Genomic DNA, 25,284 nt, shown 5'->3' with positions numbered 1-25,284 from the left:
TGGGTCTTGCGGTGTGAGCCCTCGATGGCTGCGTGGTCTGAAGAGGGTCATCGCTTCCGCCGCTCCACCATCCACACCAGCAGCCGCGCGACGTGCCGGACCTCGCTCGCCGTCCCGAGCACCCGCCCGTGCGCCGTGACGTAGGCGTACGCGCCGTCCGCCCCTGCGCACATGACCGTCTCCGACCAGCCATCGCAGCGGACCCTCAACCGCCATCGCCCGTTGCGCGGCCGGCGCACCCTCGTCGAGGCGCCCAGCCGCTTGAGCTCGGAGTGCAGCCGCAGCAGACGCTCCCGCCGCACCGCCAGTTCTCTCTGCTCGACCGCTACCAGCGTTCCCATCGCTCCCCCGTCGGCCAGTGGTTGACGGGCCACGGCTCCGTCAACCAAAGTCAGTGAGCAAGACAATGCATCACGCTAGGCATCTGATCAACTACAGTAAGTGTTCGGCGTGTCGACGGTCTCCTGCGATCAACCGCCTGCGTCAAGGGGTCGGCTCTAGCTCCGGCCTGCAGAAGAGCGGCCGTCGTCAGTTATTGGGCGTGCATCCCCGCGGAACAACGATCCGGAGGCGTGCGTCGCTGTGGCTTCAAGATTCCGCATTACTGCGGCCCGGGAATGTCCGAGGCGGTCGGCAGCATGCCCCCATGGAATGGCGATCGTGGCTGAGGCGCTGGAGTGAAGAATGGGTGCGGAGCGCCGACCCCGAACCCGACCCGGAAGTGGTGCGCACTGGCTGGCTCGGTTTCGAGCCCGCCACCGAGCAGGCCGTCGCGGCGGCCGAGGCGCGGATCGGCATGCGGCTGCCACCGTCCTACCGAGAGTTCCTCCTGACGACGGACGGCTGGCGCGATGCCGGGATCTTCGTCTGGCGGATGCGCGATACGTCGGACGTCGGATGGCTCCGCGAGCTTGAGCCTCATTGGGATGACAGCTGGGCGGAACTCTGCGAAGACGACGAGCAGGAGGGCACCTGCCTGAGCCGCGGGCTCCTGATCTCCAGGGAGGCCGACGCGGGGATCTTGTTCCTGGACCCCGGCGACGTCGACGACGCCGGTGAATGGGCCGCCTACAACCTGTTCTCCTGGAGGGCCGCGCCGCCCGAGCGGTTCGCGTCCTTCACCGCGCTGATGGAGGACCTCTACGCCGAGTTCCACCAGATGCGCAAACCGGAAGGCGAAACCCGCGACTCCTGGGACGCCAAGGTCGAACAAGCTCGCCTGGACGCCCTCAGCGGCGACGCCGACGCCGCCGACGCGGTCCTGGCCGAGGCCGAGGAGTTCGGCCGAGAACGCGCCACCGTCCTGCGCGCGCAACTCCAGCTCTATCTCGACCGTCGGTCCGGGCACTCCTTCGGACGGTTGCTGCACCCCGACTTCGTGCCCGAGGGGTTCCTGGCCGATCCGCTGTTCACTGAGGAGTTCCTGCCTCTGCTGTTCGCTCAGCACGCCGAGTGCTCCACGCCCGGCCGCAGCTCGCAACTGCAGATGGCGATGAACGGCAACAATCCGGACCTTCACCTGCTCGTCGCCGCCTACCAGGCCCGGCTCCACAACGGTGAGCGCCCCATGACGTATGGCAATCCCGAGTTCGACGCCCTGGTTCGGAACGCGGTGGACGAGCACGGAGCCGATCCCGATGCCCTCTGGCGGGACATCGACGTCGCGTTCGCTCATTGGCGTCCGCGCACCCCCGACCACATCGCACCGGTCACCCTGCTCGCAGACCCCCTCGTGGCTGCCGCCCTCACGCCTGAGCGCCGTCGGAACCTGCTGTCCCGCCCACGAGGTGACCGCCGATGATGCCCTTCCCGAACCGGGACGACGTCGCGATGGAGCAGATCATTGGCGCCTGCGGCCACGACCACGACATTCCCGGCCGGACCCGCCTGGAAGCGACCGAGACCAAGACCGACGAGGCCGGGCAGACGATCAACATCAACCGCACCGCCTGCCGGAGATGCGGAATGATCCGCGTCACCCGGTGGCAACCCCCCGAGCCGGGCACCAGCGGCTCATTCTTCGCCGTCGCTACCTACGAGCGGCCCGAACCGGGCGACGTCCCCGGCATCACCGAACGCGCCCTCCAAGTGACCGAGGAGGAACTCGCCGACTTCATCGCCGCGCGCGGCTTCCCCGGCGGCATCCCCGCCGACTTCGCCTTCGATCGGCGCACCACCGCGACAGAGGAAAACCTCGACCTCACCCTCCGCGTCCGGGTGGGCCAGTTCTTCCTCCTCGACCGCACGCGCTCGCTCGGCGACATCCTCCCTGTGCCCGCCTACGCCGAGTCGGCCGACCTCATCGACGCCGTTCCAGGGGCGGCGCTGTTCTGGCCGCCCGTCCACGACGGCGAACTGACCCTCGCCGTGACGATCTCTCCCACGCCCCCGGAACCCGACCACACCTACGACCGGATCGTGGAACTGAGCTGCCGGTTCCACACCGGCCGCGCCGTCCTCCACGAGCTCGCCGGACGCGAGCTGCCGCTACCACCGCTCCCCGCGGGGCACGGGGATTACCGCCTCCGTTTCCACACCAAGCCGTCCGGGTGCCTCCTCCAGATTTGGAACCAGCCCCGCACGAAGCCGAAGGTGCTGGTGGCCCCACCGACCGACGATCCAGAATGAGTCGTCGCTGACACCGGCCAACCGGTGGAATCCGGGACACTGAGCTCGTTCAGAGGCTCCTTCTGTCTCGGACGGGGCGAGCAGGGTTCGTTGCCGCCGGCCTACCGGTGACGGCGGGGTGCATTGGAGCCCAGGGCATCGGGAAGCCAGCCATGGCCAGGCTCACCTGCGACGGCGTGGCCGTCGGTTCGCTTTGCCGGGGCACAGGGATGCCGGTGGCGCGTCTCGCTTCGCGGACGTGGGCGGCTGCTCTTCGTGCGGCGTCGGCTTGGGCCTGGCGGTGCTGGAGTCGGCGGAGTTCGGCGATGGTGTCGAGCAGGGTGATGAGGTTGGCGACGAGCACCATAATGGACACTGTCGTCCGGTTTCTCGCGGAGCCGGTGAGGGCGAGCAGCCGGGCTGCGGTGCGCAGGGCATTGCCCGCGGGAGTCGGTCGCGGGATGCGGCCGTACGGCGCGCGGGCCGCGCGATCATAGGCATCGGCAGCGCGGCGCAGATGCCGGTTGCCCGTGGCCTTGGCAGCTACGTGCAGAGCGTCGGAGGCCGCCCAGCAGGCATCCTGAGCTGCGTACGGGTTCGTTGCCAGATGCCGGTAGATCTGCGCGATGGCGTAGGAGGCGGCACGGGATGCATCGTCGTAGAACGCTTGCCGCTCCTCTGGCGTCAGCTCGTCGTGCTCGATGATCGGCGTGTGGTCTGTGACGTGCCCTGACCAGCATTGCCGGAGACGAGATAGGGAGAGGTCGTCGGCGAGGCGGCTGCCGGGGATCCAGGCCGGTTCCTCTCCGCCGTGCTCGGTAGGGAACGCGACGGCGTAGCCGGTGATCTGGCCGGGATCGAGCTGGCTGTAGCGAGGCTTCACCCAGAGGCCGTCGTCCTGGAGGCGCTGCAAGAACTCGGTGCTCGTCCGGGACTTGTCCGCGGCGCGGCGGACGGCTGTCCGCAGCAGGACACGTTTTGTCCGCGCGGACAGATGCCGTCCCTCCAGCAGACCGGCAGCGGACGGCGCGCGGACAGAGCCGTCCGCGCTTGTCCAGCGGCGCCGGAGCCGAGGCAAGGTGAGGTCGGCGGCGAGCTTGCCGCCGCCGTACCAGATCGGCTGGCCTTTGGCGTTCACGTCGTCGGCCAGGGCCACCGCGTACCCGGTGACCTGGCCGGTCGTCCGCTGGCTGTACCGCTGCCGTACCAAGACGCCTTCGGCCTTGAGGCGGTCGAAGAACTCTTCTTCGCTGCGTGCGCCGGCTGCGGCCGTCTGGACTGTGCGGTGCAGGAGCGTACGGGATGGCACTGCCTTGCCGCGGCGGACGGCCTTCTCGGTCTCACCGCGCTTGGGACGGCGGGCCGCCGTCCGGTCCGCCGGCGCCGTCGACCGCAATCCGTATCGCTGCTCCATCGCCCGGCAGGCGTCCCGGACCCGATACCCGTCGTTCCACACCTCTGGACGGACGCCGTCCGAGCGGGCAAGCGTGGCCACGATGTGGACATGGTCGGCGGCGTGGCGGACGGCGATCCAGCGGACGGCCTCGACGTCCCCATCCGGGGCCAGGCCCGTCCGGTGCATGATTTCAGTCGCGACGTGCGCCCATTGGGCATCGGTCAGGATCGGATCTTCGGGAGCGGCCCGGACGGCGCAGTGCCAGACGGGCTTGCGGTAGTTGCGCTCACCGAGCACCGCCATCGGCTGAACTAGCAGACCGTCCAGGCGGCGCAGGTCGCGGCGGCCATTGGGCCCGATCATCGGCTCCAGGTCCGCCGGATCGCTGAAGGCCGCCACGATGTGCGGGTTGTGATGCTCGCCGTTGGCGCCCGGGCCATAGAGGTAGCGGAGCAGCCCCTGGACCCGGACGCCACGCAGCACCTTCCCGATCAACTTGTAGGACTCGCCGCCGATACCGACGCCGATGCCGTCACGGCAGCCGGCTCCTCAGCTCGTCGGCCAGATCATCGAGCTTCCGGACCGTCTGCGCCGCGGCCCGGGCATACCAGCGCAGCGTCGGAGACAGGTCCCCCGAATTCCAAGCGGCGACCGCCTGGTTGAGGTTGACCCCGATCCGCTGCGCCTGGCCTCGTGCCTGCAACACGGCCTGCAGCACCTCCCGCAGTTCCACCGAATCCGCGCGCCTCTTCCCCTCCACCGCGGCCAGAAGCGTCAACGCCGCCCACGCGCCCGTCGCCAGCTTCTCGCTCGCGGCCGCTCTCGCCAGCGAGGCGTACTCCTCATCCGATAGCGCGATGAACAACGCCCGGCTTCGTCGAGGACTTTGCAACGCTCTGCGGTTGCGCCGTGTCGCCGCCTTCGGTGTCCGAGTCGTTCGGTCTTGTGTCATCAGCTCCTTCACTCCGGATCGCGCTCGATCCGCTTACCGCACTGCTGACCGCGCCCGGCCAGCAGCGACATCCTTAGGAAGTCCATTTCTTGCCCCGCGCCAGCGGAGCCCCTCGCGGACAATGCGGACCCGCGGTCCAACCTCGCCAGCCCGGCCAGGGGAGCGCCCGAGGGCGTCGGGTTCGACACCCTCGGGCGACTCGCCCAGGCCCGGGAAAGGCGACGCTGCTTCCGTTCACTGAGGGAGGTCCGCGCGTTCAGAACGCCACGGGTGGTCACCAGGAACAGGGCCCGACGTTTGACGCGCCGACATGCCCTTGCCCCGCCCGGGCAGGGCATCCGACCACGCGGGTTACATCTCCCTGCGTGGATGCGGTGGCTTGGGGTGCGGACGAGGATCTGGTGAGGATGGGGCTGCGGGCGGGCCGGACAGCACGTCGCCGATGCTGTGCGGGAAGTCCTTGGCCGCCGGCCGGATGTCGGACGCGGCGCCCTCAGCCCGCTCGTCAGGCAACGTCTCGGTTTCGCCCTGGGTGCGCTGCTGTGCTTCCGGCTCGGTCCCGGTTCCGTAGATGTCGGCGAGCGCCCCCTGAGCCTGGCGGAAGGACTCGCCGAGGTCCATGGAATGCTCGCCGGCCTTGGCAAGCGCATCGTGCGCTTTCAGGACGGTCGGGACCGGGTCGTCGCCACGATGGTGTCCGAGCCGTCCGGCGTCGAGCTCCCGGTTGAGGAAGGCGTCCAGTTGCTCGGCGGTCTGAAGGAGCCGGAACGCGGTCTGGGCCAGGTTGCCGAGGATGGTGTAGGCGGCCTCGGGTCTCGTCAGACCAGGCGGCCCCTGGGTCAGGTGCTTGAGTGCGCGGGCGCGTTCATGCAGCTCGCCCGCAAGAAGTTCCGTGCGTTCGTTCGTGGGGGTCTCGTGATCGACCATGAGGTCCTCCGGTTCGTCGTTGCAGGGGCCATGCGGACTTCCTCTCTGTAGGTAACGGGGGACGGTCTCGCTCCACGTGAGAGCATGTGAAGCTGTTTGCGCTCCATAGTGCACGGGGTGACGCGTCGGCGCCACTCTCACACTCGGCGTGGCGGCCTGCCGCCGCCCACTCCCATGTCAATCACCACGAGGAGGTGCCTCGACGTATGCCGGAGCGGAAAGAGGCAGGGCGGCAGGCTGGGAGCTTGTGATGCCGCGGAGGCGCAGGATCAGAAGGGAACAGCCAGTTGCGAGCACGGTGATGAGGCTGGCGCCGAGGGCGGCGGGCTGGGGGCCGAGGCGCTCGACCAGGGGGCCGGCGGTCAGGAGAGTCACTGGCATCAGGGCGTAGCTGGCGATGATGTTCCAGCTGTTCACGCGGACGAGGACGTCAGGGGTGAAGGTGTCCTGGAGCGAGGTCGTCCACAGGACGTAATAGATCGCTTCGCATGCGCCGGGGAGGACGGCGGCACCTGCCAGAAGTATCCATGGGGTTTCGACGCCCATGAGAACCATGGGAATCGCTCCGGCGGCGGGGAGTGCCGCGGCGGAAAGGATCAGCCGGGACGGTGTCCAGCGGGCGCCGATGAACGCGCCGGCCAGGGCGCCGGCGTACTCGCAGGCAGAGATGACGCCCCAGGCTCGCGCGCCGCCATGACCGTGGGCCATGTAGACCGGACCGGCGACGGCGTCGTAGCAGACCATCGCGATGATCACGACGGTGTACTGCAGCGTCATGATCCAGACCCAGCGGTGCGCGGTGAACTCGCGCCAGCCGACGCGCAGGTCACGCAGGACGCTGCGCTTGGCTTGCTGCCAGCGCGGTGTGTTGAGACGGCTCAGGAACAGCGCGCTCACCGCGCACAGGACACCTCGCGTGGACGCCGCCCAGCCGGGTCCGAGGGCGGTGACGACCAGCCCGGATGAGGCGAGGCCGATGAGCAGGCCGACGGATTCGGTCTGGTTGATGATCGCGTTGCCGCCGAGCCGCCCGTTGCCCGCCAGCAGGTCGGCGATGATTCCTCGGATGGTCGGCAGGAACATCGCCGTGGCGATGCCCGACAGGAATCCCAGGGCGCACAGCAGAGGAAGTGGTGCTTGCCTGGTCAGGAAGCAGGTGCCGAGCCCCAGCCATGCGATACAGGTGATGATTTCGGCGGTGATGAGGATGTGGTGGCGCCTGAAGCGATCACCAGCGACGCCGGTGAAGATGATGAGAAGTGCGGGAAGTGAATTGCAGGCAAGGACGAGAGACAGCCCGCCAGGGCCGTATCCGAGGCCCATGACGCCCCAGGCCAGAGCCAGTTCACCGAATCCGACCCCGGCACTGGAGACGAGCCGCGCAATGAACAGCGGCGCTATTTTCGAGTCCTTGAACAAGGCCAAGGGCGACAGGAACTTGAGCACCGCTAAACGGTAGCCAATAAAGCTTTACGTTGGCTCTCCACTTTTCTCGCTCTTGTAAAGATTAGTGGAAGGATTTGCCGTGGTGACAGTCGCCCGTCTATCGAAGGTGGCTGCAGAGAAAGCGTGCGACCTCTTCGTAGGCGCGCAGCTCGTTTTCGCGTTTGGTAAATCCATGGCCTTCGTCTTCGAAGACGTCGTAGCGAACATCGACACCGTGTTCGCGCAGACGTGCGACGAACTGGTCGGCCTCTGCCCGGGGGACGCGCGGGTCACGTGCGCCTTGCAGGACGAACAGCGGCGCGGTGATGGCGTCGACGTAGGTGATCGGTGAGCGTTGGGTCAGGTGATCGGCGTGGGTTTCGGGGTCGCCGAGGACGGTGGCGACGAAGTTTTTCCAGGTCGGCGGGCATGCGCGGGCGAGAGTGACCAGGTTCGTCGGTCCGCAGAGCGAGACGCCGGCGGCCCATCGGTAGGGAAGCCTTGCCAAGCAGGAAAGTGCTGCGAAACCGCCGTATGAGCCGCCCATGGCGGCGATTCGGTCACCGTCGATTCCAGGGGCGGCTTGCAGGTAGCGGACGGCGTGGTCGAGGTCGTCGAGGTCGGGGCCGCCCCAGTCGCGGTAGATGAGCTTCTGGTGCGCTGCCCCGTATCCGGTGGACCCGGCGATGTTGGGCGCGAAGACGGCGATGCCCCGGCTGAGCAGGTGCTGGTACAGGCCCGAGCGCAGATACATGGGGCGCTCCTGCGCTTCGGGGCCGCCATGGATCGACAGCAACACCGGGTGCGGCCCTGGAGATGCCGGCCGGTACAGAAGAGCGTGCACGGTTCTTCCCGCCGATGCCGGATAGATGACAGGTTCCGGCTCGACCGGCTCGAAGACACTGAGCGCGGGCGGGCGGGCATCGGTGAGATACCGGAATCCCTTCACCGGATCCAGGACGGCGATCTCGGTGGGCCGGGTGGCGGTATTGAGGAGGACGACGATCGGCTCGGCTGCGGGGCCGGTCGTCAGAGCCGCGATCACGCCCGGTGGCATGGTAGGAAGCCGCGCTGTGTTCTGGCCGTGACGAGCATGGAGGACGGACCGCCCGTCCTCGTTGACCGACCACACCAATGTGTCGCCGGCGACGTCGATGTGCTCGACGTCCCAATCGTGCCGGGCGACCGGTTCCAGCGCTCGGGTGTCGAGACGGTAGAAGGCAGCGGAGGTGTATTCGCCCCACAGGTCGGTGCGCAGATAGAAGCCAGAGGAGTCGGCCGCCCAAGGGGCCGGGGCGAAGAACCCATCCCCGTGTTCGGCAGTGACGCACACCGGCTCGGCTGACGCGTCCTGGAGGTCGATCAGGTAGGCGTCCACCTGGCTGTTGGAACGGAAGCCGCCGGCGAGCAGCCACTGCCCGTTCGGGGAGATCTCGACCGGCTCGAACACCACTCCCACAGGTGGCTGGATACGCCGCTCAAGGTCCTCGGCAAGGTCCCGGATGATGACGTCCTGCACGGTGGCGTCACGGTCGTTGGCCGCGTAGACAAGGAAGCGACCGTCGGCGTCGAATGGCGAGGTCGCCAAAAAGCGCTGGCAGTCGTGTCCTGAACTGATCTCGATGGGGCCTTCGTCGCCCAACCCGATGCGGTACAGCCGGTACTGCTCATCTCCCTCACGGTCGGCAGTGAACACTAGGCTCTTGCCGTCCGGGGCCCATGCGATCTGTCGGACGGCCTGATCGGCCAGTCTGGTCAGTTGTTGCGGTTCGCCGCCATCGACCGGGACGGTCCACAGGTCGAAGTGCCCGCTGGCGTTGCTGGAATAGGCCACGGTGCTCGCGTCCGGGGACAGCGCCAGGGTCGGTTGGAAGTTCTGTCGGGGTACGAAGTCCCGGTAGTCGGGCATGGCGACCTTTCCCTGGGTTGCGAAGATCACTTGATCCAGCCGCGGCGGGCGGCGGCGACGCCGGCGGCGAAGTGGTGATTGTTGTGCCCGAGTTTCGCCCGGATGGTCGCCGAGTGCCGCCGCACCGTGGACAGCCCCATTCCCGTCCGCTTCGCAATGATGGTGTCGGAGACCCCTTCGACGAGCAGGCTGAGGACCTTCTGCTCTTTCTCGTTCAGCGGGCTCTCGGCGCAGGCGGCCCCGAACGGCACCGCGCGTTCCCACAACATTTCGAAGTACTCGCGCAGTGCCCCGGCAATGACCGAGGAGCGGATCAGCAGCGCCCCGGACATTCCGGTCGGGGTCAGCGGCAGCATCGCGATCGACTCATCGGCGAGCTTCATCTTCATGCCGATCCGGGGCAGCAGGCGAGCCTCCTCGCCGGCCTCGACCGCGATCTCGATCGACCTGAGACCGACGGGATGCCCGGCACAACTGCTCTCGTAGATCGCACGGCAGCGGACGTGGCCGTCGAAGGACTGCGGAGGCGGAACGGCGGTCAACTCGTCTATCGGCCGCTCCATCGACTGGTTGTCCAGCGTCATCCAGTCATGGCGGGCCGCCCTGATGAGGGCGCGCGAGACGGTGCCGATCTCTTCCCGGTCGGTGATGATCCGCACCAGACGGTCTGCGGACTCGGTAGCCGCCGAACTCGTCCACGGATGCGACTCGGCGATGCGCCGCTGCCCGTCCAGCAGGCGCTCCTGATCGGCCACCAGTCGACGCGTCAGATCCGCCAGCGTCCCCTGCAGCGCGAGGTCAGGGGGAACGGGCACAAGCCGCTGCGGCAGGGCTGGCCCGGACGACTGGATGTGGGCCATCCCCGACTCCGTCAGTTCCTTGACCTGCCCCGCCCCGCCGAGCAGATCCGGCGCCTCGTCCCGCGGGCAGGACCCCTCCGCCAGCAACCGCGTGTACGAGGTCAGCAACTCATCCGACACGATGCCCTTCAACAACCGCGTCGCCTTCTGCTCCACCTCAGAGCCCACTCGATCACCTCCGAACGCAGAGAGTAGCGGCTCGAATCGTAAGAGTGACATACCTTGCGGGTGAGTGTTTCGCGTCAATGAGCAGAAGTCACCACGCTCGTCCGCGCAGCCGCCAAGGCCGTCCTCAACGCAACCCCGGTGCGTCTGGATGCTTACGAGCCTTCGTCCCCGCTGGTCAATTGCGACCACGGCGGGTTTTGCTCACCTCGTGACCTGCGGGTCTTCGGTTTCATCTGCTCTGGCAGCTCCAGCAACCGACCGGGAGTGAACATGACGAACGACTCCGTGCGCACTCTGGCCAGCGCCAAAGCTCCGGCACGGCAGCGGCCTTCGCTCATCGACGCCGCAAGGTCACGCCTTCCGTCCTGGCCGTCCGCTCCGGCGGCCATCGGCCGCTTCCGTACGCACGTCCAGCGCCGTTCCATCCACAAACACCCCAGGCCGGACACCGAATGCAACCGGCCCGACGAACTACTCATGAGTCTCTTCGGTGCTCCAACAGGAGCAGGAGTGATCGGACCCGGAGCTCCAGGTCTCGAACGAGCGGCGTTGGTCGAGGCGCTTACCTGCAAGGACGGCATCGCGCAGGTCGTCATTGAGGATGCCGACTTCATCCGCCTGGTAGGCCACCTCGCCGACGATCACCTGGAAGCCCTGGGAGATCGGATCTACCTGGCCGAAGCGCTCGAAGACGCCATCGAACTCATAGAGTCGAAGACCAAGCCGGAAGCGGCGACCGAGATCCATGATCTCTCCCGTGCGTCCGCGCCGATCGCCTGGTTCGCAAGCCCCGGCCAAGACAGCGATGTCGTCCACGAGATCCTCCAGGCCGGAACGAATCCGAACGTCGTCACGCTCATCTCCGGCCCCTGGGCCTACGGCCCGACTCACTACATCGAAGTCGACGGCCCGCGAAGACTTCCTCGCCGGCCGATCGAGTTGCTGTCGGCGCAGGAAACGATCATGGCGCTGCGAACCCACATCCAATCGCTCTAGACGCATCGAACGCCGGAGGGGCGGGTGGAGGAGACCGCCCCTCTGGCCTGATCGTGACGGACTGCGCGCCATGACGACGACTTCGTCGACGCTACCTGAGCGGGCAATGAGACCTGATCTGGATGACTGCGGTCGCGAGTGCCCGCCGACATCGCGAACCCTCGCAGGGGCGATGGGGGGCGCGCGGGGATGTCGTACGGCTCCATCTGCTGCGAGTTGCAAACCCTCCGACCGGCGATGAAGGCCGGGGTTGGGATCGGCGCCCATATGAGCTCAACGTGTCGCGGACACTCGCAGGTGGCCAGGGTGTAGATGGTGGCGGGTCGACGTTGGAGTCGAGTCGAACGGGCGCAGCGCCTTCTGCCGGGAAAACTGGGCGGTCCTGGTCCGGTGTTCCGATCGGCGTGAGCCTGGTCTCGCATCCGGCGAAGAGGGGTCGGCCAGGAACCCAAGGTAGGGCATCTGTTTGCGGGTGGCCGTGGCGGCGATCTCCATGAACGGGTCGCGGCTGGGTGCCGCATCAGCGGGCATGCCTGGTCAACCGATGCTCGGTCATCCCGTGGTGACGGCGGTTGATCCTGAAGCTGTCTTGGATCCGATGGGCGCCGACGAGGCAACTACTCGTCATACATGGTGCTTCAGCGCGCCGTCGTCATCAGGATGCCAGCGGTGCCGCTTCGTTCGCGATGGCTGAGCGCGGGTAAGAAGCCTGCTTACCTGGTGTTGTTCCATGGACTACTACGTTCGTGTAGAAATATGGTCGGCGAGCCCAAGGATCGGTGTGTACGCAGCCCTCAATCCTCTTGACTCGACGTCGCTGCTGTCCTCGGCGGGGGCCTTCGGTGTGTTCCTTGTGCTGTTCGCTGAGACGGGGCTCCTGGTCGGATTCTTCCTTCCTGGCGACTCGTTGTTGTTCACCGCTGGACTGCTGTGCACCGCGAACGCGGGCGACAAAGTCCATCTGTCGCTGACACTGGTGCTGGTGGCGGCGGTGGCGGGTGCACTCACCGGGGCCCAGACCGGGTTCTGGCTGGGCAGGCGAGGCGGCCGGACATTGCTGGCCCGGACGACCAACCGACATTTGCTGGAAGGTATGACCAGGGCGCAGCACTTCCTGGCCCGGTACGGATATGGCAGGGCCATCGTGCTGGCCCGATTCGTCCCGGTGGTGCGGACCGTGCTCAATCCGCTGGCCGGGGCGTTGGACGTGCCCGCCAGGACGTTCGCACTCTGGCAGGTCGCCGGAGGGCTGCTCTGGGCGGTCGGGGTGACCGTCGCCGGCTATCTGCTCGGGTCGAGCATCCCGGGGGTCGATCGCTATCTGCTTCCCATCGTGGGGGTCATCGTGGTGGTGTCGCTCCTGCCGGTCGTGCTGGAGGTGCGCCGGAGCCGACGCGCCGGTGCACCGTCCAGGCGGCATCATCGCGACGGGGCAGCCCACCGGTGATGGGGGTGCTCAAGCGGGCCAGCGCCGCTGCTGAGACGCCCGCGGCCGCGCTGACCGTGCTCTCGCTCGGGTTCGCGCTCGCTCTGGCAGCCCTGAGCGTGGAAGTCGCGGCGAAGCACACGGGCCGCTGGGATCGGCCGGTGCACGCCTGGTTCGTCGGCCATCGATACGGGGCGGTCACCGGGCCGATGGAGACGCTCACCTGGCTCGGCTCGACGGCGGTGCTGGTACCGCTGCTGCTGGCCATCGGCGGTTACCTGGTCTGGAGCCGCCGTTCCTTGAGCACTCCCCTGTTCGTGTGGGCCGCTTTCGCGGGGGCTGTGATCCTTGGTGAGACCGGCAAGGTGATCTCCGGTCGGGCGCGGCCGCCGGCGGCGGACATGATCACCCGTGCCGGGGGATACGCGTTCCCGTCCGGGCACAGCGTCCAGGCCATGACCGGTTGGGGACTGCTGGCCGTCCTCGCGGTCGGGAGCGGGACCCTGCGGCGGCGGACTCGCCTGGCGCTAGCCTGGGCTTGCGCGGTAGTGATCGTCCTGGTCGGGACGTCGCGGCTCTACCTGGGCGTCCACTGGCTCAGCGACGTGATCGGCGGGTTCCTTCTCGGCGCGGCGTGGCTGTCGCTGCTGCTGGCCTTCCGCGCCGGCCGTGGTCGGCTCGGCCCACCGCCCCCGCGCACCGTCGTCCTCGTGGAAGGCGACGACCTCGCTCAAGACGACGACGTCTGGGAGGACACCGACACCTCCTGACCTCTGGCCACGAGCTCCTCGGAGCCGTCCCGTTTCGACGTTCACCAACGCCTGCGCCCCCACGCCCCGACAGGGCAGGGACCGGGGCTGCGAGCCGTGTGCAACCAGAGGGAGTCCGCGGTGCGAGAACCCGGGCGGCGGAGGGCCTTTCCACCGATGCTCCAGGGTCCGCAAGCACCCGAAGCCGCCGGGATTGAGTCGCGGCGGCCTCGGTGGCGCGCTTTCAGGAATCCTCGTCGGATCGGTCTTCGGGAGACCGCTGTTGAAGGATTCCGACGAGGGCCGAGGCGACGAGGGCGACAGTGCGGTCGTCGTCGTGGGCCAGTTGGCGTAGGACTTCCTGCACGGTGGTTCCCGAGAGCTCGACCAGCGCCTGGATGAGGCGGATCCGCGTCGCGGAGTCCGCGGTGGGCGCGGAGAGTTCGTCGACCAGTGCGGTCATGATCCGGTCCGCGCGCTTGGGGTCCTTTGACAGCGTTCCCAGGACCTCCGCTGCGGTGACGTCGTCAAATCCTTCGACCACCATTCTGAGGAGTGTGGGAACGGCTGCGGTCACGCCATGCCTGCCCAAAGCAAGAGCGGCGTGCCTGCGCACCGTCGTATCCGGGTCCCCAAGGGCGTCCGCGAGAACTGCGGTGGCACCTGCAACCTCGGGCATCTCGGCGATCGCCTGCACCGCGCGCCGCCGGACGTCGACGTCCTTCGAGCGCGTGCCGGCGTGCAGCGCCGCCAGGACTTCGCCGCCCGATCGGGCGAGCGCCCAGCGCAGGGCGCCCGCGACGTGCGGGTCGGATTCGGCCAGGACCGCCCCGGCCAACAGCTCCGCGGGAACCGACACGCCCTCCGACCGGGCCAGAACGGCCTGCTGCCTGCGCGCTGCGCTGCTCGAGTTGAGCTCCCGCATGAGTTCGACGATGCGCAGGGCGCCCTGCCAGTCGGTGGGTGCCGACGCGTCGATCGCGTGGAGCCGCTCGAGCAGCTCCTGTTCCCGAGCCAAGCGGTCCTGCGTCCACCGGATGAGGTCGCTGACCAGGGCGGATGGTGTGAAGGCCGGGTCCTCCAGCGCGCGCCCGATCTGCTTGAGCGAGAGCCCGAGGGACCGCAAGCTCTCCACCTGGAAGATCCTGCGGACGTCCTCGGCGGAGTACTCGCGGTAGCCGCCGGCGGTGCGCCCCGTCGGTCGTACCAGCCCCAGGGCGTCGTAGTGCCGGAGCATCCGGGTGCTCACCCCGGAGTGGCGGGCCACATCGCCGATCAGCAATCCGCGGTCTCCGAAGCCTCTGCGCCCTTGGCAGCCTCCGTCGACTCGGTCGTCTCTGTGGGCTCGGCGCCTCCTGACGCAGCCGCAGCGGCGGTAGCCCGTTCCGCGCCGAGTATTGCCACGCGCTTCGCCTCTTCGATGGCCGCGTCGAAACCGGTCTCCGGGTTGTGCCGGAGCAGCTCGGTGGCACGTGCGTGCGCGGCTACCGCCGGGTCGGGGTTCTCCGCGGCCTTCTCCAGGGCGGGCTTGATCACCTCGCCGAGGTCGACGAAGGCCCGGCTCAGGCTCAGCTGCACGCTGCGGTCACCGCGCCCGAGCTGCAGGACCAGTTCGTCGACCAGGTCCTCCTTCTCGTCCTCGGGCACGAAGGCGACCGCGACGCGCCACGCGGTCCGCGCGACCTCATCGTCGGCGTCGCGCAGCATGTCGCGGGTGATCCAGTCCCACGCCCTCCTGTCACCGATCTTGGAGAGCGTGTGCAGCGCCTGGCTACGAGCCTGGGTGCGCTCGGAGCCGAGCTCCTGGCGGATCCGGGGCAGGGTGATCTCCGGCGAGAGACGGGTCAGCGCCCAGGACAGCATGTCTCGCACAAAGAAGTCCGGCTCGACCGCGCACCGCTCGACGAGCGTCTCCAAGAACGCAAGGTCGGGATTGGAGCCGACCGCCAGGGCCGCTCGAAGCCGGACCGACGAGTCCTCGGCGCTCAGGGCGTCGGCCACGCGGGTGTGTTGCGGGGCTGTTCCGTTGGTCGTGTTGATCTGGACCACCTCCGCACGCAAGTGGAAACCTTATCACCGTGTCAAGGTCAAGCCCGGGACCGGCGAATCGGGAAATCCGCTGATCACACGCTCGCCCGGTTGCCCCGGAGGATGGCGGGTGTGACCCTACCGGGCACCATCGGTGAGTGCGCGGGTGGCCATCTCAGCGTCGAGAACGCCAGCAGCTCCAGTGAGGCCTGCACCAAGTACTCCAACGCCACGTTGGTCCAAGCCGGCGGGTTGTTCTTCACCCGCGCGGCCTTCAAGATCGCCCGATCAGCGATCTTGCGGGCCTTTCCCGGATGGCACGTCACCCCCAGCCGGGCGCGCATCACCGCACGATGCGACTCGGCCGTACGGGGGAGGGGGCGGGTCGCAGGGGCGGTCAGCGTCGCGGTTACGTCGGACAGTTGCGCGGCGGCGAGCGCGAGCTCACCGCCGGAGTCGACAAGCGTGCCCAACAGCACCACACCCGGGTCCTGACTCTTCGGCGCGGCGAGGACCCTCATGCCGTGCCCGCGATCACTCGTTCGGGCGGAGTTGCCGCCGTCCACCGTTCGGATGCGGGTGGCCGATCTGTCGATCAGGACTGGGGGGCGGGGTCCTTGGGTCGGGCAGCAGGTCGGCCAGTGCGGTGCGCACGGCGACCCGGCTCACCCCGTGACCGCGCGCGAGCCTCGCGATCGAGGCGCCTTTGTCGCGGAACGCCGCCCGTACTTCCTCGAGTTGGTGTCCGGTGAGTGCGGGTGGGCGGCCGTGGTAGCGGCCTTGGGCTTCGGCCGCGCCGATCCTTTCGGCGGTCAGTTCGTTTTGCAGGTCGCGCTGGAACTGCCCGACGGCAGTAATCACGTTGATGATCAGGGCGGTGGTGGCGTCGTCGGCGGCCAGGTCGTGGAAGTTGGACAGCGGCCCGGGCAGGACTCGTAGCACGACGCCGCGGGCCTGGCACCAGTCCCGGACGGCGTGGATGTCCATCAGGTCGCGGCAGAGCCCGACACCCTGGCAAAGCCCGCAGCGCGATCAAGACCTACCTGGCGGCCGGGGAAACGTTCGGGAGCGGAGGGCCTGGAACCACTCCGGCCGGATCTCGCACACAGGATCACGTCGAAGCCGCCACCACCTACTGACACGCCACGGAAACCGAACCACCATCCCACCGACGCGATGGACGATTCGACCACTCAACAGGCGGCCCGCATGACATCGCCTGCGTTTGCCGACGGAACACCTACCCTCAAGATCATTCTCAGTGCCAACGGCTGTCCGTAGGATCCTCAACCCCGGGTCCGGCCACGGTCTGACCTGCGCCGCTTCCGGGTTTCCGACCATGTATGAGGCGACCATGCGGCGTTATCCGACCGCGCCAGGGGCCGCCGCCCGACTTATCCCCGCGCGCCCGGACCGAAATGTCCCGGCCGCCGGGCCAGCGCGTACCGTCCGTGACCTGCGGCGATCGATCTACTTTGGGGCTCATCGCATGGACCCGAGCGGGGAGCCGTCTTGGCTGCGATGAGGGCTGGGTGGCGAGGGCTGCGCGAAGGCCAGCTCTTTTCGACCGTCAGGCGGCTGATCAGGGCAGATGGCAAACGGGGGCCGGACTCTTTATAGGGTCAGCACGTGGGTTTCATCATGGTGTGCGAAGACGACGCGGCGGTCCGTGGCGTCCTCAAGCGCGCCTTGGAGTACGACGGCCACACCGTTTCCGTCGCCGCCACGGCCGACAGCCTGCTGCGGCAGCTCGCACCGGCGCCCCAGCTGGTCGTCCTGGATCTCGGGCTGCCGGACGCCGACGGCCGCGATGTCTGCCTGGCCCTTCGGGCTCGCGGTGTCGACGTGCCGGTGTTGATGCTCACAGCGTTGGACGGCCTGCATCACAAGGTGGGCGGTTTCGAGGCCGGCGCCGACGACTACATGACCAAACCCTTCGACATCCCTGAACTGCTGGTCCGGGTCCGAGCGCTGCTGCGCCGGGCCGCTGTGGCGTCCGCACCGCGCGAGGTCGTCCTCGATCCGGCGAAGCACGTGGTGACCTACGGCTCGGTGAGCGAGGGCCTGACCCCGACCGAGTTCCGGCTGCTGGGCCGCCTGATCGCCTCGCAGGGCGACGCTGTACGCCGCCACGCTCTCATCGCCGCCGGCTGGCCGCACGGGGCGCAGGTCAGCGAGAACACCCTCGACTCCTATGTGCGCCGGCTGCGGGCCAAGCTCGGTCCGCTGGGTGTGGCCGAGCGTATGGTGACCGTCCGCGGCGTGGGCTACCGATGGCGGTGACGGGATTCCGCAGAAGCGTCGTCGCGCTCACTGTGCTGATCGCCACCGCCGTGGTCGCGGTCCTGGTGGTGGTCTCGTACGTGCTGCTGAGCAGGGTGACGGACGCCGACGCGCACGATCTGGCCCGGACCCGCGCCGAGGCGGTCGCGGCGAACGTCAGCGCCAAGGGCGGCCGTGTCGTGCTCACGGAGAACGGCAGCGAGGCGCTGGACGAGGTCGCCTGGGTGTATGCCGACGGCCGCCTGATCGACGGGAAGGTACCGGCGAGCGTGGTCGGCCGCGTCGAGGAGCTGGCGAACTCGGAGCGATCGCGGACCGCGACGGTGGGCGACCACCTCCTGTACGCGCGGCAGGTCCCCATCGACGGCCACCACGTCATGGTGGTTGTCCGGGTGGACCTCACGCCCTACGAGATATCCGAGCAGCGCAGTCTGACCTTGTCGTTGATTCTGGGCGGTCTCACGATCCTCCTGGCCGGCGGTGTCGCGCATCTCGTAGTGCACCGCGCGTTGCGGGTCGTGCACGAGATGGCCGCCCTCGCCGACGACTGGGGCCATCACGAACCCGGGCGCCGCTTCAACCTCGGAGTCCCCCGCGACGAGTTCGGGGAACTGGGACAGACCCTGGACCGCCTCCTGGAGCGCGTCGACAATGCGCTGGCGGACGAGCGCCGGCTCACCGATGAAATCGCCCACGAACTGCGGACACCGCTCACGGTCCTGCGAGGCGAGGCGCAACTGGCCCAGCTGTCCGGCGAGCCGGTGGTGGCGGAGGTGGTGCTGAGCGAGGTCGACCGCCTCGATACGGCGATCACGACGATTCTGCGCGCCGCGCGCGCACGGACCGACGACGAGACCCGGTGCGATCTGCGCTCCGCCGCGCGGCAGGCGATCGGCTCCCGCGCGGTCGAGATCGCCTTCCCGGCGAAGGTCGAGGTGGCCGTGGCGTCCGACGTCGCCGTGTCACTGCTGTCACCCCTGCTGGAGAATGGCCTGCGGCATGCGAAGTCCCGTGTGTGGATCACCGCGCGCAACCAGGACGAGGCAGTCGTGGTCGATGTCCTGGACGACGGCCCCGGATTCGATCACGCGGACGTCGACCGGGTCTTCGAAGCGGGTGTGACCGGCGGCGGCGGGTACGGGCTGGGGCTGGGGCTGCCGGTGGTCCGGCGCATCGCCGCCTCGGCCGGTGTGGAGGTCCGCGCGATCGCGGACGGCCGCGGTCACGTCGAGGTGACACTCCCGGCCGCGCGCGCGGCCACGTAGTCAGGTTGCTTGCAGGTTCCCCCCCGTAAACCTCCCTGCATGACAACGACAACAGAAGCCCGAACGCGCAGCGGGCGCCTCATGCTCAACAAGGTCCCCGAGGTCACCATCTGGTTCTGGGTGATCAAGATCCTGTGCACCACCGTGGGTGAGAGCTTCGCCGACTGGATCAACATGAAGCTGGGCGTCGGCCTGGTGAACACGGCATGGATCTTCACCGCGGTCTTCGTGGTGGTCCTGGCCGTCCAGCTGCGGCTGAAGCGGTACGTCCCGTTCCCCTACTGGCTGACCGTGGTCGTTGTCAGCGTCACGGGCACCCTGTACACCGACATCCTCACCGACCAGCTCAACGTGCCGCTGTGGATCAGCTCCGCAGTGTTCTCGGTCCTGCTCGCCTTGGTCTTCGGCGTGTGGTGGCTGCGCGAGCGCACCCTCTCGATCCACTCGGTCACCACGCTGCCACGTGAGTCGTTCTACTGGCTCGCCGTTCTCGTCACCTTCGCACTCGGCACCGCGACAGGCGACTGGACCCTCGAACTCACCGGCTGGAGCCCGGGCGCCTCAGTATTGCTGCCGCTCGGCCTCATCGCGGCGATCACGGCGCTGTGGAAGTTCGGCGCGAACCCGGTGCTGTCCTTCTGGCTCGCCTACATCCTGACCCGCCCGCTGGGCGCCAACATCGGCGACTGGCTGGCCTCCCCGAAGGTCGCTCAGCCGGGCGAGCCGACCGGTCTCGCGCTGGGCACCTTCACCACCAGCCTGATCTTCCTCAGCCTCATCCTGGCGACGGTGGTCTACCTGACGGTGACGCGCTCGGACGTGACCGAGACCCACGAGGCCGCCCACGCCGCCCACGCCGCCCACGCCACCGGCGACCCGCGCAAGGAGCACGTCGCACTGGCCGGCTTCGGACTGCTCGCCGTCGCCACCACGGGCCTGCTGGTCTGGGCCCACAGCCAGCCGCACGTCGGTCCGGCGCCGGAGACCGACAACACCTCCGCCGTCCAGATGGCTCCGGGCGTGGCGGTGAAGAAGTTCCCGCCTGCCAAGGTCTCCGCGCTGCGGACCCTCGCCTCGACCTCGCTCAAGGACGCACGCTCGGGGAACGCGAAGGGCGCGCACGCGGCCGCCAAGTCGCTGCGCGACCTGTGGGACGCCGACCAGGCGTCGCTGCAGCCGCTGGACCAGACCGGCTGGACCTCCATCGACGCCCAGATGGACAAGGTGCTCAAGACCTTCGGCATCGATCACTCGAACCCGCCGATGTCTCCTGCGCAGCAGGAGAAGGAACTGAACGCCCTCCTGACGGACATGGGCTGACAGACCGCCCAATGTGTCCGCGAACTCCTGCGGGCGGTCGAAGCCGGCGCCAATGGCTTCGACCGCCCCGCTGTTGCCCCACGCTGGTCGTCGCGGTGGCGGCGGATGCGTCAGAAGCAGGCGCCGGTCACCGGGCAGACCCGGGCCCTCCACGCCTACCTGCGCTGGCGCAACACCAAGGCCCGCTACCCAACGTCCTCGCCATCCATCGACGAGGGGTCCGGTACCCCGGGGCGTCTCAGACCCGGGCTACCCGACCCCGGGGGACAGACGTTCTTGACGACTGTTCGTAAGGGGATCCCTCATCGGGCGACGGCCGCACCGCCCTAAGCGGACCGGCTCGACCTGCGCGGACGCCGTCTCATATAGATGGTCCGCGAAAGTGTCCGGTGAAGGGGGTGGATAGGGCCAGGGCTGACCGCGTTCACCGCGGCCCGCCCCTCCAGTGCTCACTAGTCCGACCTGCGGTTTCCCGGATGACTCGGGAGGGCGGGGCCGCGTACCCGCCGGGGTGTGGAGTCCCGCCTCGCATACCCCGCACGAGCCCGGCTCCCCCATTTCTTGCCCCTTGGCCTCGTCGGCCGCCGCGGCTGAGTCGGGGAGCGCGTGAACCGCCGGCGTCGACCGCGGTCCGGTGCAAGAACCCGATGACCAGAACCGCCATGGCGGTCGCCAGCCCGAACAGCAGACGGGTCATCGAGGAACCGGTGAAAGCCCGACGTCGCAAGCCCGCGTCTGCGCGGTCCGGGGCCTCTCCCATGCCTGCACCCTCTCCCATGCCTGCACCCCCTTGTGCCCGTACAACGAGCGGGACTTCGCCGTTGTGTCGCTGTCGGCGGGCGAATGGGCGGCGCGGGATCAGACTGCAGAAGAAGTCTACAAGCGTGTAGACGTTCACGCTGAGCGTCCGTATGCTCACCGTAAGTGCCGCTCTTTGTGTCGGCCTCAATCGTCGGTAACCGACATATCCGGGGGACCAATCATGACCACGACGACAACACCGACCCGCGGCGCCGGGCACCGGCTCCGCCAGGACGTCGAAGCGGCAGGAGTCACGCCGCTCGTCGGGGTGTTCGACATGTTCTCCGCAACCATCGCCGCACAGCACTTCGACGGGCTGTTCGTCTCCGGCTTCGGGTTCGCCGCCTCCCACTACGGCCTGCCCGACATCGGCTTCATCGCCTGGCCCGACATGGTCGCGTTCGTGTCCCGGCTCCGCCTGGCCTTCCCGCACCACCACCTGCTCGTCGACATCGACGATGGCTACGTCGACTCCGAGGTGGCCTGCCACGTCGTCCGGCATCTCGAGGCCATCGGCGCCTCCGGCGTCATCCTCGAGGACCAGAAGCGCCCACGGCGCTGCGGGCACGCGGACGGCAAACTGATCCTGCCGCTGGAGGAGTACCTGGCCAAGCTCGAGATGGTCCTGGCGACCCGCCGCGACCTGGTCGTCGTCGCCCGCACCGACGCCACCGAGGACGAGGAGATCCTGCGCCGCGCGGCGGCGCTGGCCGCCACCGACGCCGACGTGATCCTGGTCGACGGCGTGCACAGCGCCCACGCCATCCGGCGAATCCGCGAAGTGATCGGCGACAAGCCGCTGCTGTTCAACCAGATCGCCGGCGGCAAGTCGCCGCGGCTCTCACTGACCGACCTCACCACCCTCGGCGTGGACGTCGCCATCTACAGCACCCCCTGCCTGTTCGCCGCACAGACCGCCATCGACCAGTCGCTCCAGGACCTGAAGAAGGCCGACGGACTGCTGCCGGAGCACTCCATCGGCGTCGCCCACTCCACTGCACTCCTCGAAGGCAACATCAGCCGCCACCACACCGCCCGCCGCTAACACCGGACCCTGGCGGCGGCTCGGCCCGCGCCGCGTGCAACGCCGGCGAGGGCTAACGTCGAGGCGGGCCCTTCCGCCACGTTGAAAAGCTGATCAGTGGCGCGACTCGTCCACCGCTCCAGCCGCTCGACCGGGTCGCCCAGGCGAGGGGCGCTCAGTCGCCGCCGAGGAAGACCCGGGTGACGGCCCTCTGCGCCGCGTGGCCATCGTCCCAGGGGCAGAATCGGGCACGGAACGCGTCGCGGGCCTTGGCCGCGGTGTCGCTCCACGGCGCGCCGGTCCGGAACGCCCCGATCAGCTCGTCCTCGGTGCGGGCGACGACTCCGGGCGGCGACGCCGTGACGTCGAAGTTGACTCCCCTGGTGAGCCGGTAGGTCTCCCAGTCATTGGCGAGAACGACGATCGGCCGGTCCTCCAGGACGGCATAGTCGAACATGATCGAGGAGTAGTCGGTCAGCAGCACGTCGGAGGCGATGCACAGGTCCTCGACCGAGGCGTGAGCCGAGACATCCATTACCAGCTCCTGATGCTGGCCGTTCCTCGCCGCCGGATAGTAGTAGTGCGGGCGCAGGAGCAGGACGTACTGGTCGCCGAGTTCGCGCGTGAACCGCTCGACGTCGAACATGGGCCGGTAGCCGTCGCGGTACTCCCGGTGCGTCGGGGCGTACAGGACCGCCTTCTTGCCCTCGGGGACGCCGAGGCGAGTGCGCAGCCGGGCCCGCTCGTCCAAGGTCGCCACCGCGAGCCGGTCGTTGCGCGGATATCCGATCTCCAGCATCTCGTAGCGGCACGGGAACCCCCGGCGCCACGCCTCGCTGGACAGCGGATTGGACGACACCAGGAAGTCCCAGCGGTCCGCGCGGGCGAGCTGCGCCCTGAAGTCCAAGCCCTTGGCGCCCACGGGGAAGGGCATCTGGTCCAGCCCCATCTTCTTCAGCGGCGTGCCGTGCTGCGTCATCACGTGCACCTGCCCAGCACGCTTGACGACCGCGTTCGGGAACGTGACGTTGTTGACGAAGTACTTCGCCCGTGCCATCACCCGCCAATACCGCAGGGTACCGGGCGTGACATGATCCACACCGTCCGGGACGGGGCCAGGGCCCCCGGGCTTTATGACCCACACACCTCCCAGGTGCGGCGCGATCTCCGCAGCCTTCTCGTAGATGGCGGCCGGATTGCATGAGACACCGCGATACCAGTACGCGGCGTACACGACCAGGTTCTCCTCGATCGGCATGCGCAGTTGCACGCGGTAGTAGAGACGGCCGAGCAGCCGCCTGCCCACGCGCCCGCCGCGCCGCGCGGACCGGACGGCCGCCTGCGGCAGCGTCCTAGCCCGCCGCCGAGCCTCAACGAGTGCGACGGCCGCCCGGTACGGCCCGTACGCGCCCCGGTCGATCAGCCGGTATTTCACGGTCTTCAGCCGCCCGCCCGGCACACGACTCCCGGCCGGGCGTCGCCGGCGATAGAAATCGGTGAGCCGACCGAAGAACTCCGCCCGGTCCGGCGGGGAGATCCGGTCGCCGCGTTCCAGGATCATCAGCGCGTGCCCGATCACCCGATCGAACATCAGCCCGCGGAACGGCTCGGTGCCGGGACGGGCGTCCATGAACGCGAAGACCCGCTCGTACTGGTCGAAGGCGTCGAAGTGGCGGCGGCTCGCGCTGCTCGTGATACCGCCGGAGCGGCGCTGCCGGTAGACGTAGCAGACCCGGTCCAGCAGACTCAGCCGCTCGGCCGCCATCAGCAGCGGGAACGAGACGTTGAGGTCCTCGTAATACCCTTCGCTGAAACGCGGGCCGAGTTCCAGCAGGTACTCGCGGCGGATCACCTTGTTCCAGACCGCCATCATGATCCGCAGGACGCTCGGGCGTTCCGCACAGGTGAAGGTGTCGGGCGCGGGCGGGTCTCGGAAATAGCGGCCGCCGGAGTTCGGTACGCGGGTGCCGTCCCACAGCTCGCGCTCGTGGCCGACGATCAGCACGTCGGGCCGGGCCGCCTTCAGACGGTCGAGGACCGCCCGGACGGCTCCGTCCGTGGCGTGGTCGTCGCTGTCGAAGAACCAGACGTAGTCGCCGGCCGCCATGTCGAGGCCGATGTTGCGGGCCTGCCCGAGCCCGACGTTGCGGTCCAGATGCCGGACGCGGAGCCGGGAATCGGCAGCGGCCATCTCGTCGAGGATCGCGCCGCAGTTGTCAGGAGAGGAGTCGTCTACGGCGATGACTTCCAGGGCGGCGACGGACGTGTCGAGGATCGATTCGAGGCACTGGCGTACATAGCCCTCCACCCCGTAGACGGGCACGATGATGCTGAGGACGGGGTTGCCGGATCGGGCAGGGCTTTCGGATGAGGACATCGCCGGTCCCTGGTGACGAGGGTCGGGTGGTCGGCCTTTCTGGCCTTCTCGATCGGTCGGCGGCCCGTCCGCGCGCGAGGCGTCCGCTGCGTCCACAGCCTGGATTTGCGCTGCTCAGCCCGGTGTAAACGGGGCACACCGACCATCCGGCCACAATCTACTACAGCGATCGTAGTTCGTCTCTGCTTCGGGTGTGTACGGCCCGTCCCACGCTTCCTCCGGGCCGCCCGCCGGGCGCCCTGTCCAGCCGTTCGACGGCCAGTCCGTACAGGTCCTCGGTGCGGCGCAGCACGCCCGGCCAGGTCACCGGCGGCTGGACCGCGCGGGCACGGGCGGTCATCCGGGCCCGCAGCGCCTCGTCGGACGCCAGCCGCACGATCGCCTCGGCCATGGCGCCGTCGCTCGCGGCCAGGAGACCGTCCTGGCCGTCGGTGACGAACTCCCCGATGCCGCCTTCGGTCCGGGCGATGACGGGCAGGCCCGCGCACCGCGCCTCGAGTGCGGCGATCCCGAACGATTCCAGCACGGCGGGCGCGACGAACAGGTCGGCGCGCCGGAACAGCGCCCGGATCTGGTCGCGTTCCAGCCGTCCGGGCAGCTCCACCCAGCCGGTCATGGCGTGCCGGCGCAGGTAGCGGTCGACCGAGCGGCGTTCGGGCCCGTCGCCGACGATCACCGCGCGCAGCCCGGCGGACGGGCCGAGCGCCGCCCGCGCCCGCCGCAGCATCCGCAGCAGGTGGTGCGGCCGCTTGCGCGGCGCGAGCCGCATGA

General features: G+C 68.7%; 22 protein-coding genes. 9 read left to right on the top strand and 13 right to left on the bottom strand.

What is annotated here, in order from left to right; genetic code table 11:
* Positions 1–47: 47 nt before the first annotated feature.
* On the bottom strand, positions 48–341 hold the full coding sequence (locus J4557_RS22225) for a hypothetical protein (protein ID WP_208268644.1): 294 nt from the start codon (positions 339–341) through the stop codon (positions 48–50).
* A 305-nt stretch (positions 342–646) separates the two neighbouring features.
* Between J4557_RS22225 and J4557_RS22220 the strand changes: the two genes are divergently transcribed.
* Entirely contained in the window at positions 647–1,801 is a 1,155-nt protein-coding gene (locus tag J4557_RS22220) for an SMI1/KNR4 family protein (RefSeq protein WP_208268643.1), read from the top strand.
* Positions 1,798–2,628: a hypothetical protein gene (locus J4557_RS22215; RefSeq protein ID WP_208268642.1), complete on the top strand. Its 831-nt coding sequence runs from the start codon at positions 1,798–1,800 to the stop codon at positions 2,626–2,628. Before J4557_RS22220 ends, J4557_RS22215 begins: the two co-directional genes overlap by 4 nt.
* 49 nt (positions 2,629–2,677) lie before the next feature.
* Here the strand turns inward: J4557_RS22215 and J4557_RS22210 are convergent, their stop codons facing one another.
* The 6 genes from J4557_RS22210 to J4557_RS22185 all read right to left on the bottom strand — a co-directional run bounded on the left by J4557_RS22210 (position 2,678) and on the right by J4557_RS22185 (position 10,244).
* Positions 2,678–4,498: a relaxase/mobilization nuclease domain-containing protein gene (locus J4557_RS22210; RefSeq protein ID WP_208268641.1), complete on the bottom strand. Its 1,821-nt coding sequence runs from the start codon at positions 4,496–4,498 to the stop codon at positions 2,678–2,680.
* A gap of 37 nt (positions 4,499–4,535) precedes the next feature.
* Positions 4,536–4,868, bottom strand: a complete 333-nt coding sequence (locus J4557_RS22205) for a hypothetical protein (RefSeq protein ID WP_208268640.1) — start codon at positions 4,866–4,868, stop codon at positions 4,536–4,538.
* 438 nt (positions 4,869–5,306) lie between these two features.
* The gene (locus J4557_RS22200) at positions 5,307–5,882 is read right to left on the bottom strand and encodes a hypothetical protein (RefSeq protein WP_208268639.1); all 576 of its coding nucleotides are present in this window, start codon (positions 5,880–5,882) and stop codon (positions 5,307–5,309) included.
* A 177-nt stretch (positions 5,883–6,059) separates the two neighbouring features.
* Positions 6,060–7,328: an MFS transporter gene (locus J4557_RS22195; RefSeq protein WP_208268638.1), complete on the bottom strand. Its 1,269-nt coding sequence runs from the start codon at positions 7,326–7,328 to the stop codon at positions 6,060–6,062.
* Positions 7,329–7,425: 97 nt separating this feature from the next.
* Positions 7,426–9,216: a S9 family peptidase gene (locus J4557_RS22190; protein ID WP_208268637.1), complete on the bottom strand. Its 1,791-nt coding sequence runs from the start codon at positions 9,214–9,216 to the stop codon at positions 7,426–7,428.
* A gap of 26 nt (positions 9,217–9,242) precedes the next feature.
* Entirely contained in the window at positions 9,243–10,244 is a 1,002-nt protein-coding gene (locus tag J4557_RS22185; RefSeq protein WP_208268636.1) for a LuxR C-terminal-related transcriptional regulator, read from the bottom strand.
* A gap of 270 nt (positions 10,245–10,514) precedes the next feature.
* On the opposite strand from J4557_RS22185, the gene J4557_RS22180 reads away from it, so the two are divergent.
* The 3 genes from J4557_RS22180 to J4557_RS22170 all read left to right on the top strand — a co-directional run bounded on the left by J4557_RS22180 (position 10,515) and on the right by J4557_RS22170 (position 13,436).
* Positions 10,515–11,240 carry a hypothetical protein gene (locus tag J4557_RS22180; RefSeq protein ID WP_208268635.1) on the top strand — a complete coding sequence of 242 codons (726 nt, stop codon included), beginning with the start codon at positions 10,515–10,517 and terminating at the stop codon, positions 11,238–11,240.
* 730 nt (positions 11,241–11,970) lie between these two features.
* Positions 11,971–12,687, top strand: coding sequence for a DedA family protein (locus J4557_RS22175; protein WP_208268634.1), 717 nt, complete (start codon positions 11,971–11,973; stop codon positions 12,685–12,687).
* Positions 12,687–13,436: a phosphatase PAP2 family protein gene (locus J4557_RS22170; protein ID WP_208268633.1), complete on the top strand. Its 750-nt coding sequence runs from the start codon at positions 12,687–12,689 to the stop codon at positions 13,434–13,436. The genes J4557_RS22175 and J4557_RS22170 overlap by 1 nt, the downstream gene beginning before the upstream one ends.
* Positions 13,437–13,659: 223 nt before the next feature.
* On the opposite strand, the gene J4557_RS22165 is transcribed toward J4557_RS22170, so the two are convergent.
* The 4 genes from J4557_RS22165 to J4557_RS22150 form a co-directional block, all read right to left on the bottom strand.
* Positions 13,660–14,697, bottom strand: coding sequence for a MerR family transcriptional regulator (locus tag J4557_RS22165; protein WP_208268632.1), 1,038 nt, complete (start codon positions 14,695–14,697; stop codon positions 13,660–13,662).
* Positions 14,691–15,464, bottom strand: coding sequence for a HEAT repeat domain-containing protein (locus J4557_RS22160; protein ID WP_208268631.1), 774 nt, complete (start codon positions 15,462–15,464; stop codon positions 14,691–14,693). The genes J4557_RS22165 and J4557_RS22160 overlap by 7 nt, the downstream gene beginning before the upstream one ends.
* A gap of 74 nt (positions 15,465–15,538) precedes the next feature.
* On the bottom strand, positions 15,539–15,925 hold the full coding sequence (locus tag J4557_RS22155; RefSeq protein ID WP_208268630.1) for a hypothetical protein: 387 nt from the start codon (positions 15,923–15,925) through the stop codon (positions 15,539–15,541).
* 52 nt (positions 15,926–15,977) lie between these two features.
* A complete protein-coding gene (locus tag J4557_RS22150) occupies positions 15,978–16,433 on the bottom strand; it encodes a serine integrase family protein (protein ID WP_279576144.1) in 456 nt (151 codons plus the stop codon).
* 639 nt (positions 16,434–17,072) lie between these two features.
* On the opposite strand from J4557_RS22150, the gene J4557_RS22145 reads away from it, so the two are divergent.
* The 4 genes from J4557_RS22145 (at position 17,073) to J4557_RS22130 (ending at position 22,157) form a co-directional block, all read left to right on the top strand.
* Positions 17,073–17,726 carry a response regulator transcription factor gene (locus tag J4557_RS22145; protein ID WP_208268628.1) on the top strand — a complete coding sequence of 218 codons (654 nt, stop codon included), beginning with the start codon at positions 17,073–17,075 and terminating at the stop codon, positions 17,724–17,726.
* On the top strand, positions 17,717–18,991 hold the full coding sequence (locus J4557_RS22140) for a sensor histidine kinase (RefSeq protein ID WP_208268627.1): 1,275 nt from the start codon (positions 17,717–17,719) through the stop codon (positions 18,989–18,991). Before J4557_RS22145 ends, J4557_RS22140 begins: the two co-directional genes overlap by 10 nt.
* Positions 18,992–19,072: 81 nt before the next feature.
* Positions 19,073–20,311 carry a COG4705 family protein gene (locus J4557_RS22135; protein WP_208268626.1) on the top strand — a complete coding sequence of 413 codons (1,239 nt, stop codon included), beginning with the start codon at positions 19,073–19,075 and terminating at the stop codon, positions 20,309–20,311.
* 982 nt (positions 20,312–21,293) lie between these two features.
* Entirely contained in the window at positions 21,294–22,157 is an 864-nt protein-coding gene (locus J4557_RS22130; RefSeq protein WP_208268625.1) for an isocitrate lyase/PEP mutase family protein, read from the top strand.
* 154 nt (positions 22,158–22,311) lie between these two features.
* Here J4557_RS22130 and J4557_RS22125 read toward each other — a convergent pair whose 3' ends face one another.
* Together J4557_RS22125 and J4557_RS22120 are read right to left on the bottom strand one after the other, a co-directional pair.
* Complete coding sequence (locus J4557_RS22125) at positions 22,312–24,513, bottom strand: bifunctional glycosyltransferase/CDP-glycerol:glycerophosphate glycerophosphotransferase (RefSeq protein ID WP_208268624.1); 2,202 nt, start codon at positions 24,511–24,513, stop codon at positions 22,312–22,314.
* Positions 24,514–24,673: 160 nt separating this feature from the next.
* Positions 24,674–25,284, bottom strand: a 611-nt coding sequence (locus J4557_RS22120) for a glycosyltransferase (protein WP_208268623.1), incomplete at its 5' end; no start/stop codon positions are given.

It is taken from the genome of Actinomadura nitritigenes (genome assembly GCF_017573545.1).
Taxonomy (GTDB): domain Bacteria; phylum Actinomycetota; class Actinomycetes; order Streptosporangiales; family Streptosporangiaceae; genus Spirillospora; species Spirillospora nitritigenes.
Note: the sequence above shows the minus strand (reverse complement) of the source record. Positions and strands in the feature narration are given on the sequence as shown.

What these genes read in the sequence shown, in the direction of transcription:
- J4557_RS22225 (WP_208268644.1), bottom strand. Translation starts at nt 341, where the DNA reads ATGGGAACGCTGGTAGCGGTCGAGCAGAGAGAACTGGCGGTGCGGCGG.
- J4557_RS22220 (WP_208268643.1), top strand. Translation starts at nt 647, where the DNA reads ATGGAATGGCGATCGTGGCTGAGGCGCTGGAGTGAAGAATGGGTGCGG.
- J4557_RS22215 (WP_208268642.1), top strand. Translation starts at nt 1,798, where the DNA reads ATGATGCCCTTCCCGAACCGGGACGACGTCGCGATGGAGCAGATCATT.
- J4557_RS22200 (WP_208268639.1), bottom strand. Translation starts at nt 5,882, where the DNA reads ATGGTCGATCACGAGACCCCCACGAACGAACGCACGGAACTTCTTGCG.
- J4557_RS22190 (WP_208268637.1), bottom strand. Translation starts at nt 9,216, where the DNA reads ATGCCCGACTACCGGGACTTCGTACCCCGACAGAACTTCCAACCGACC.
- J4557_RS22180 (WP_208268635.1), top strand. Translation starts at nt 10,515, where the DNA reads ATGACGAACGACTCCGTGCGCACTCTGGCCAGCGCCAAAGCTCCGGCA.
- J4557_RS22175 (WP_208268634.1), top strand. Translation starts at nt 11,971, where the DNA reads ATGGACTACTACGTTCGTGTAGAAATATGGTCGGCGAGCCCAAGGATC.
- J4557_RS22170 (WP_208268633.1), top strand. Translation starts at nt 12,687, where the DNA reads ATGGGGGTGCTCAAGCGGGCCAGCGCCGCTGCTGAGACGCCCGCGGCC.
- J4557_RS22140 (WP_208268627.1), top strand. Translation starts at nt 17,717, where the DNA reads ATGGCGGTGACGGGATTCCGCAGAAGCGTCGTCGCGCTCACTGTGCTG.
- J4557_RS22135 (WP_208268626.1), top strand. Translation starts at nt 19,073, where the DNA reads ATGCTCAACAAGGTCCCCGAGGTCACCATCTGGTTCTGGGTGATCAAG.
- J4557_RS22130 (WP_208268625.1), top strand. Translation starts at nt 21,294, where the DNA reads ATGACCACGACGACAACACCGACCCGCGGCGCCGGGCACCGGCTCCGC.
- J4557_RS22125 (WP_208268624.1), bottom strand. Translation starts at nt 24,513, where the DNA reads ATGTCCTCATCCGAAAGCCCTGCCCGATCCGGCAACCCCGTCCTCAGC.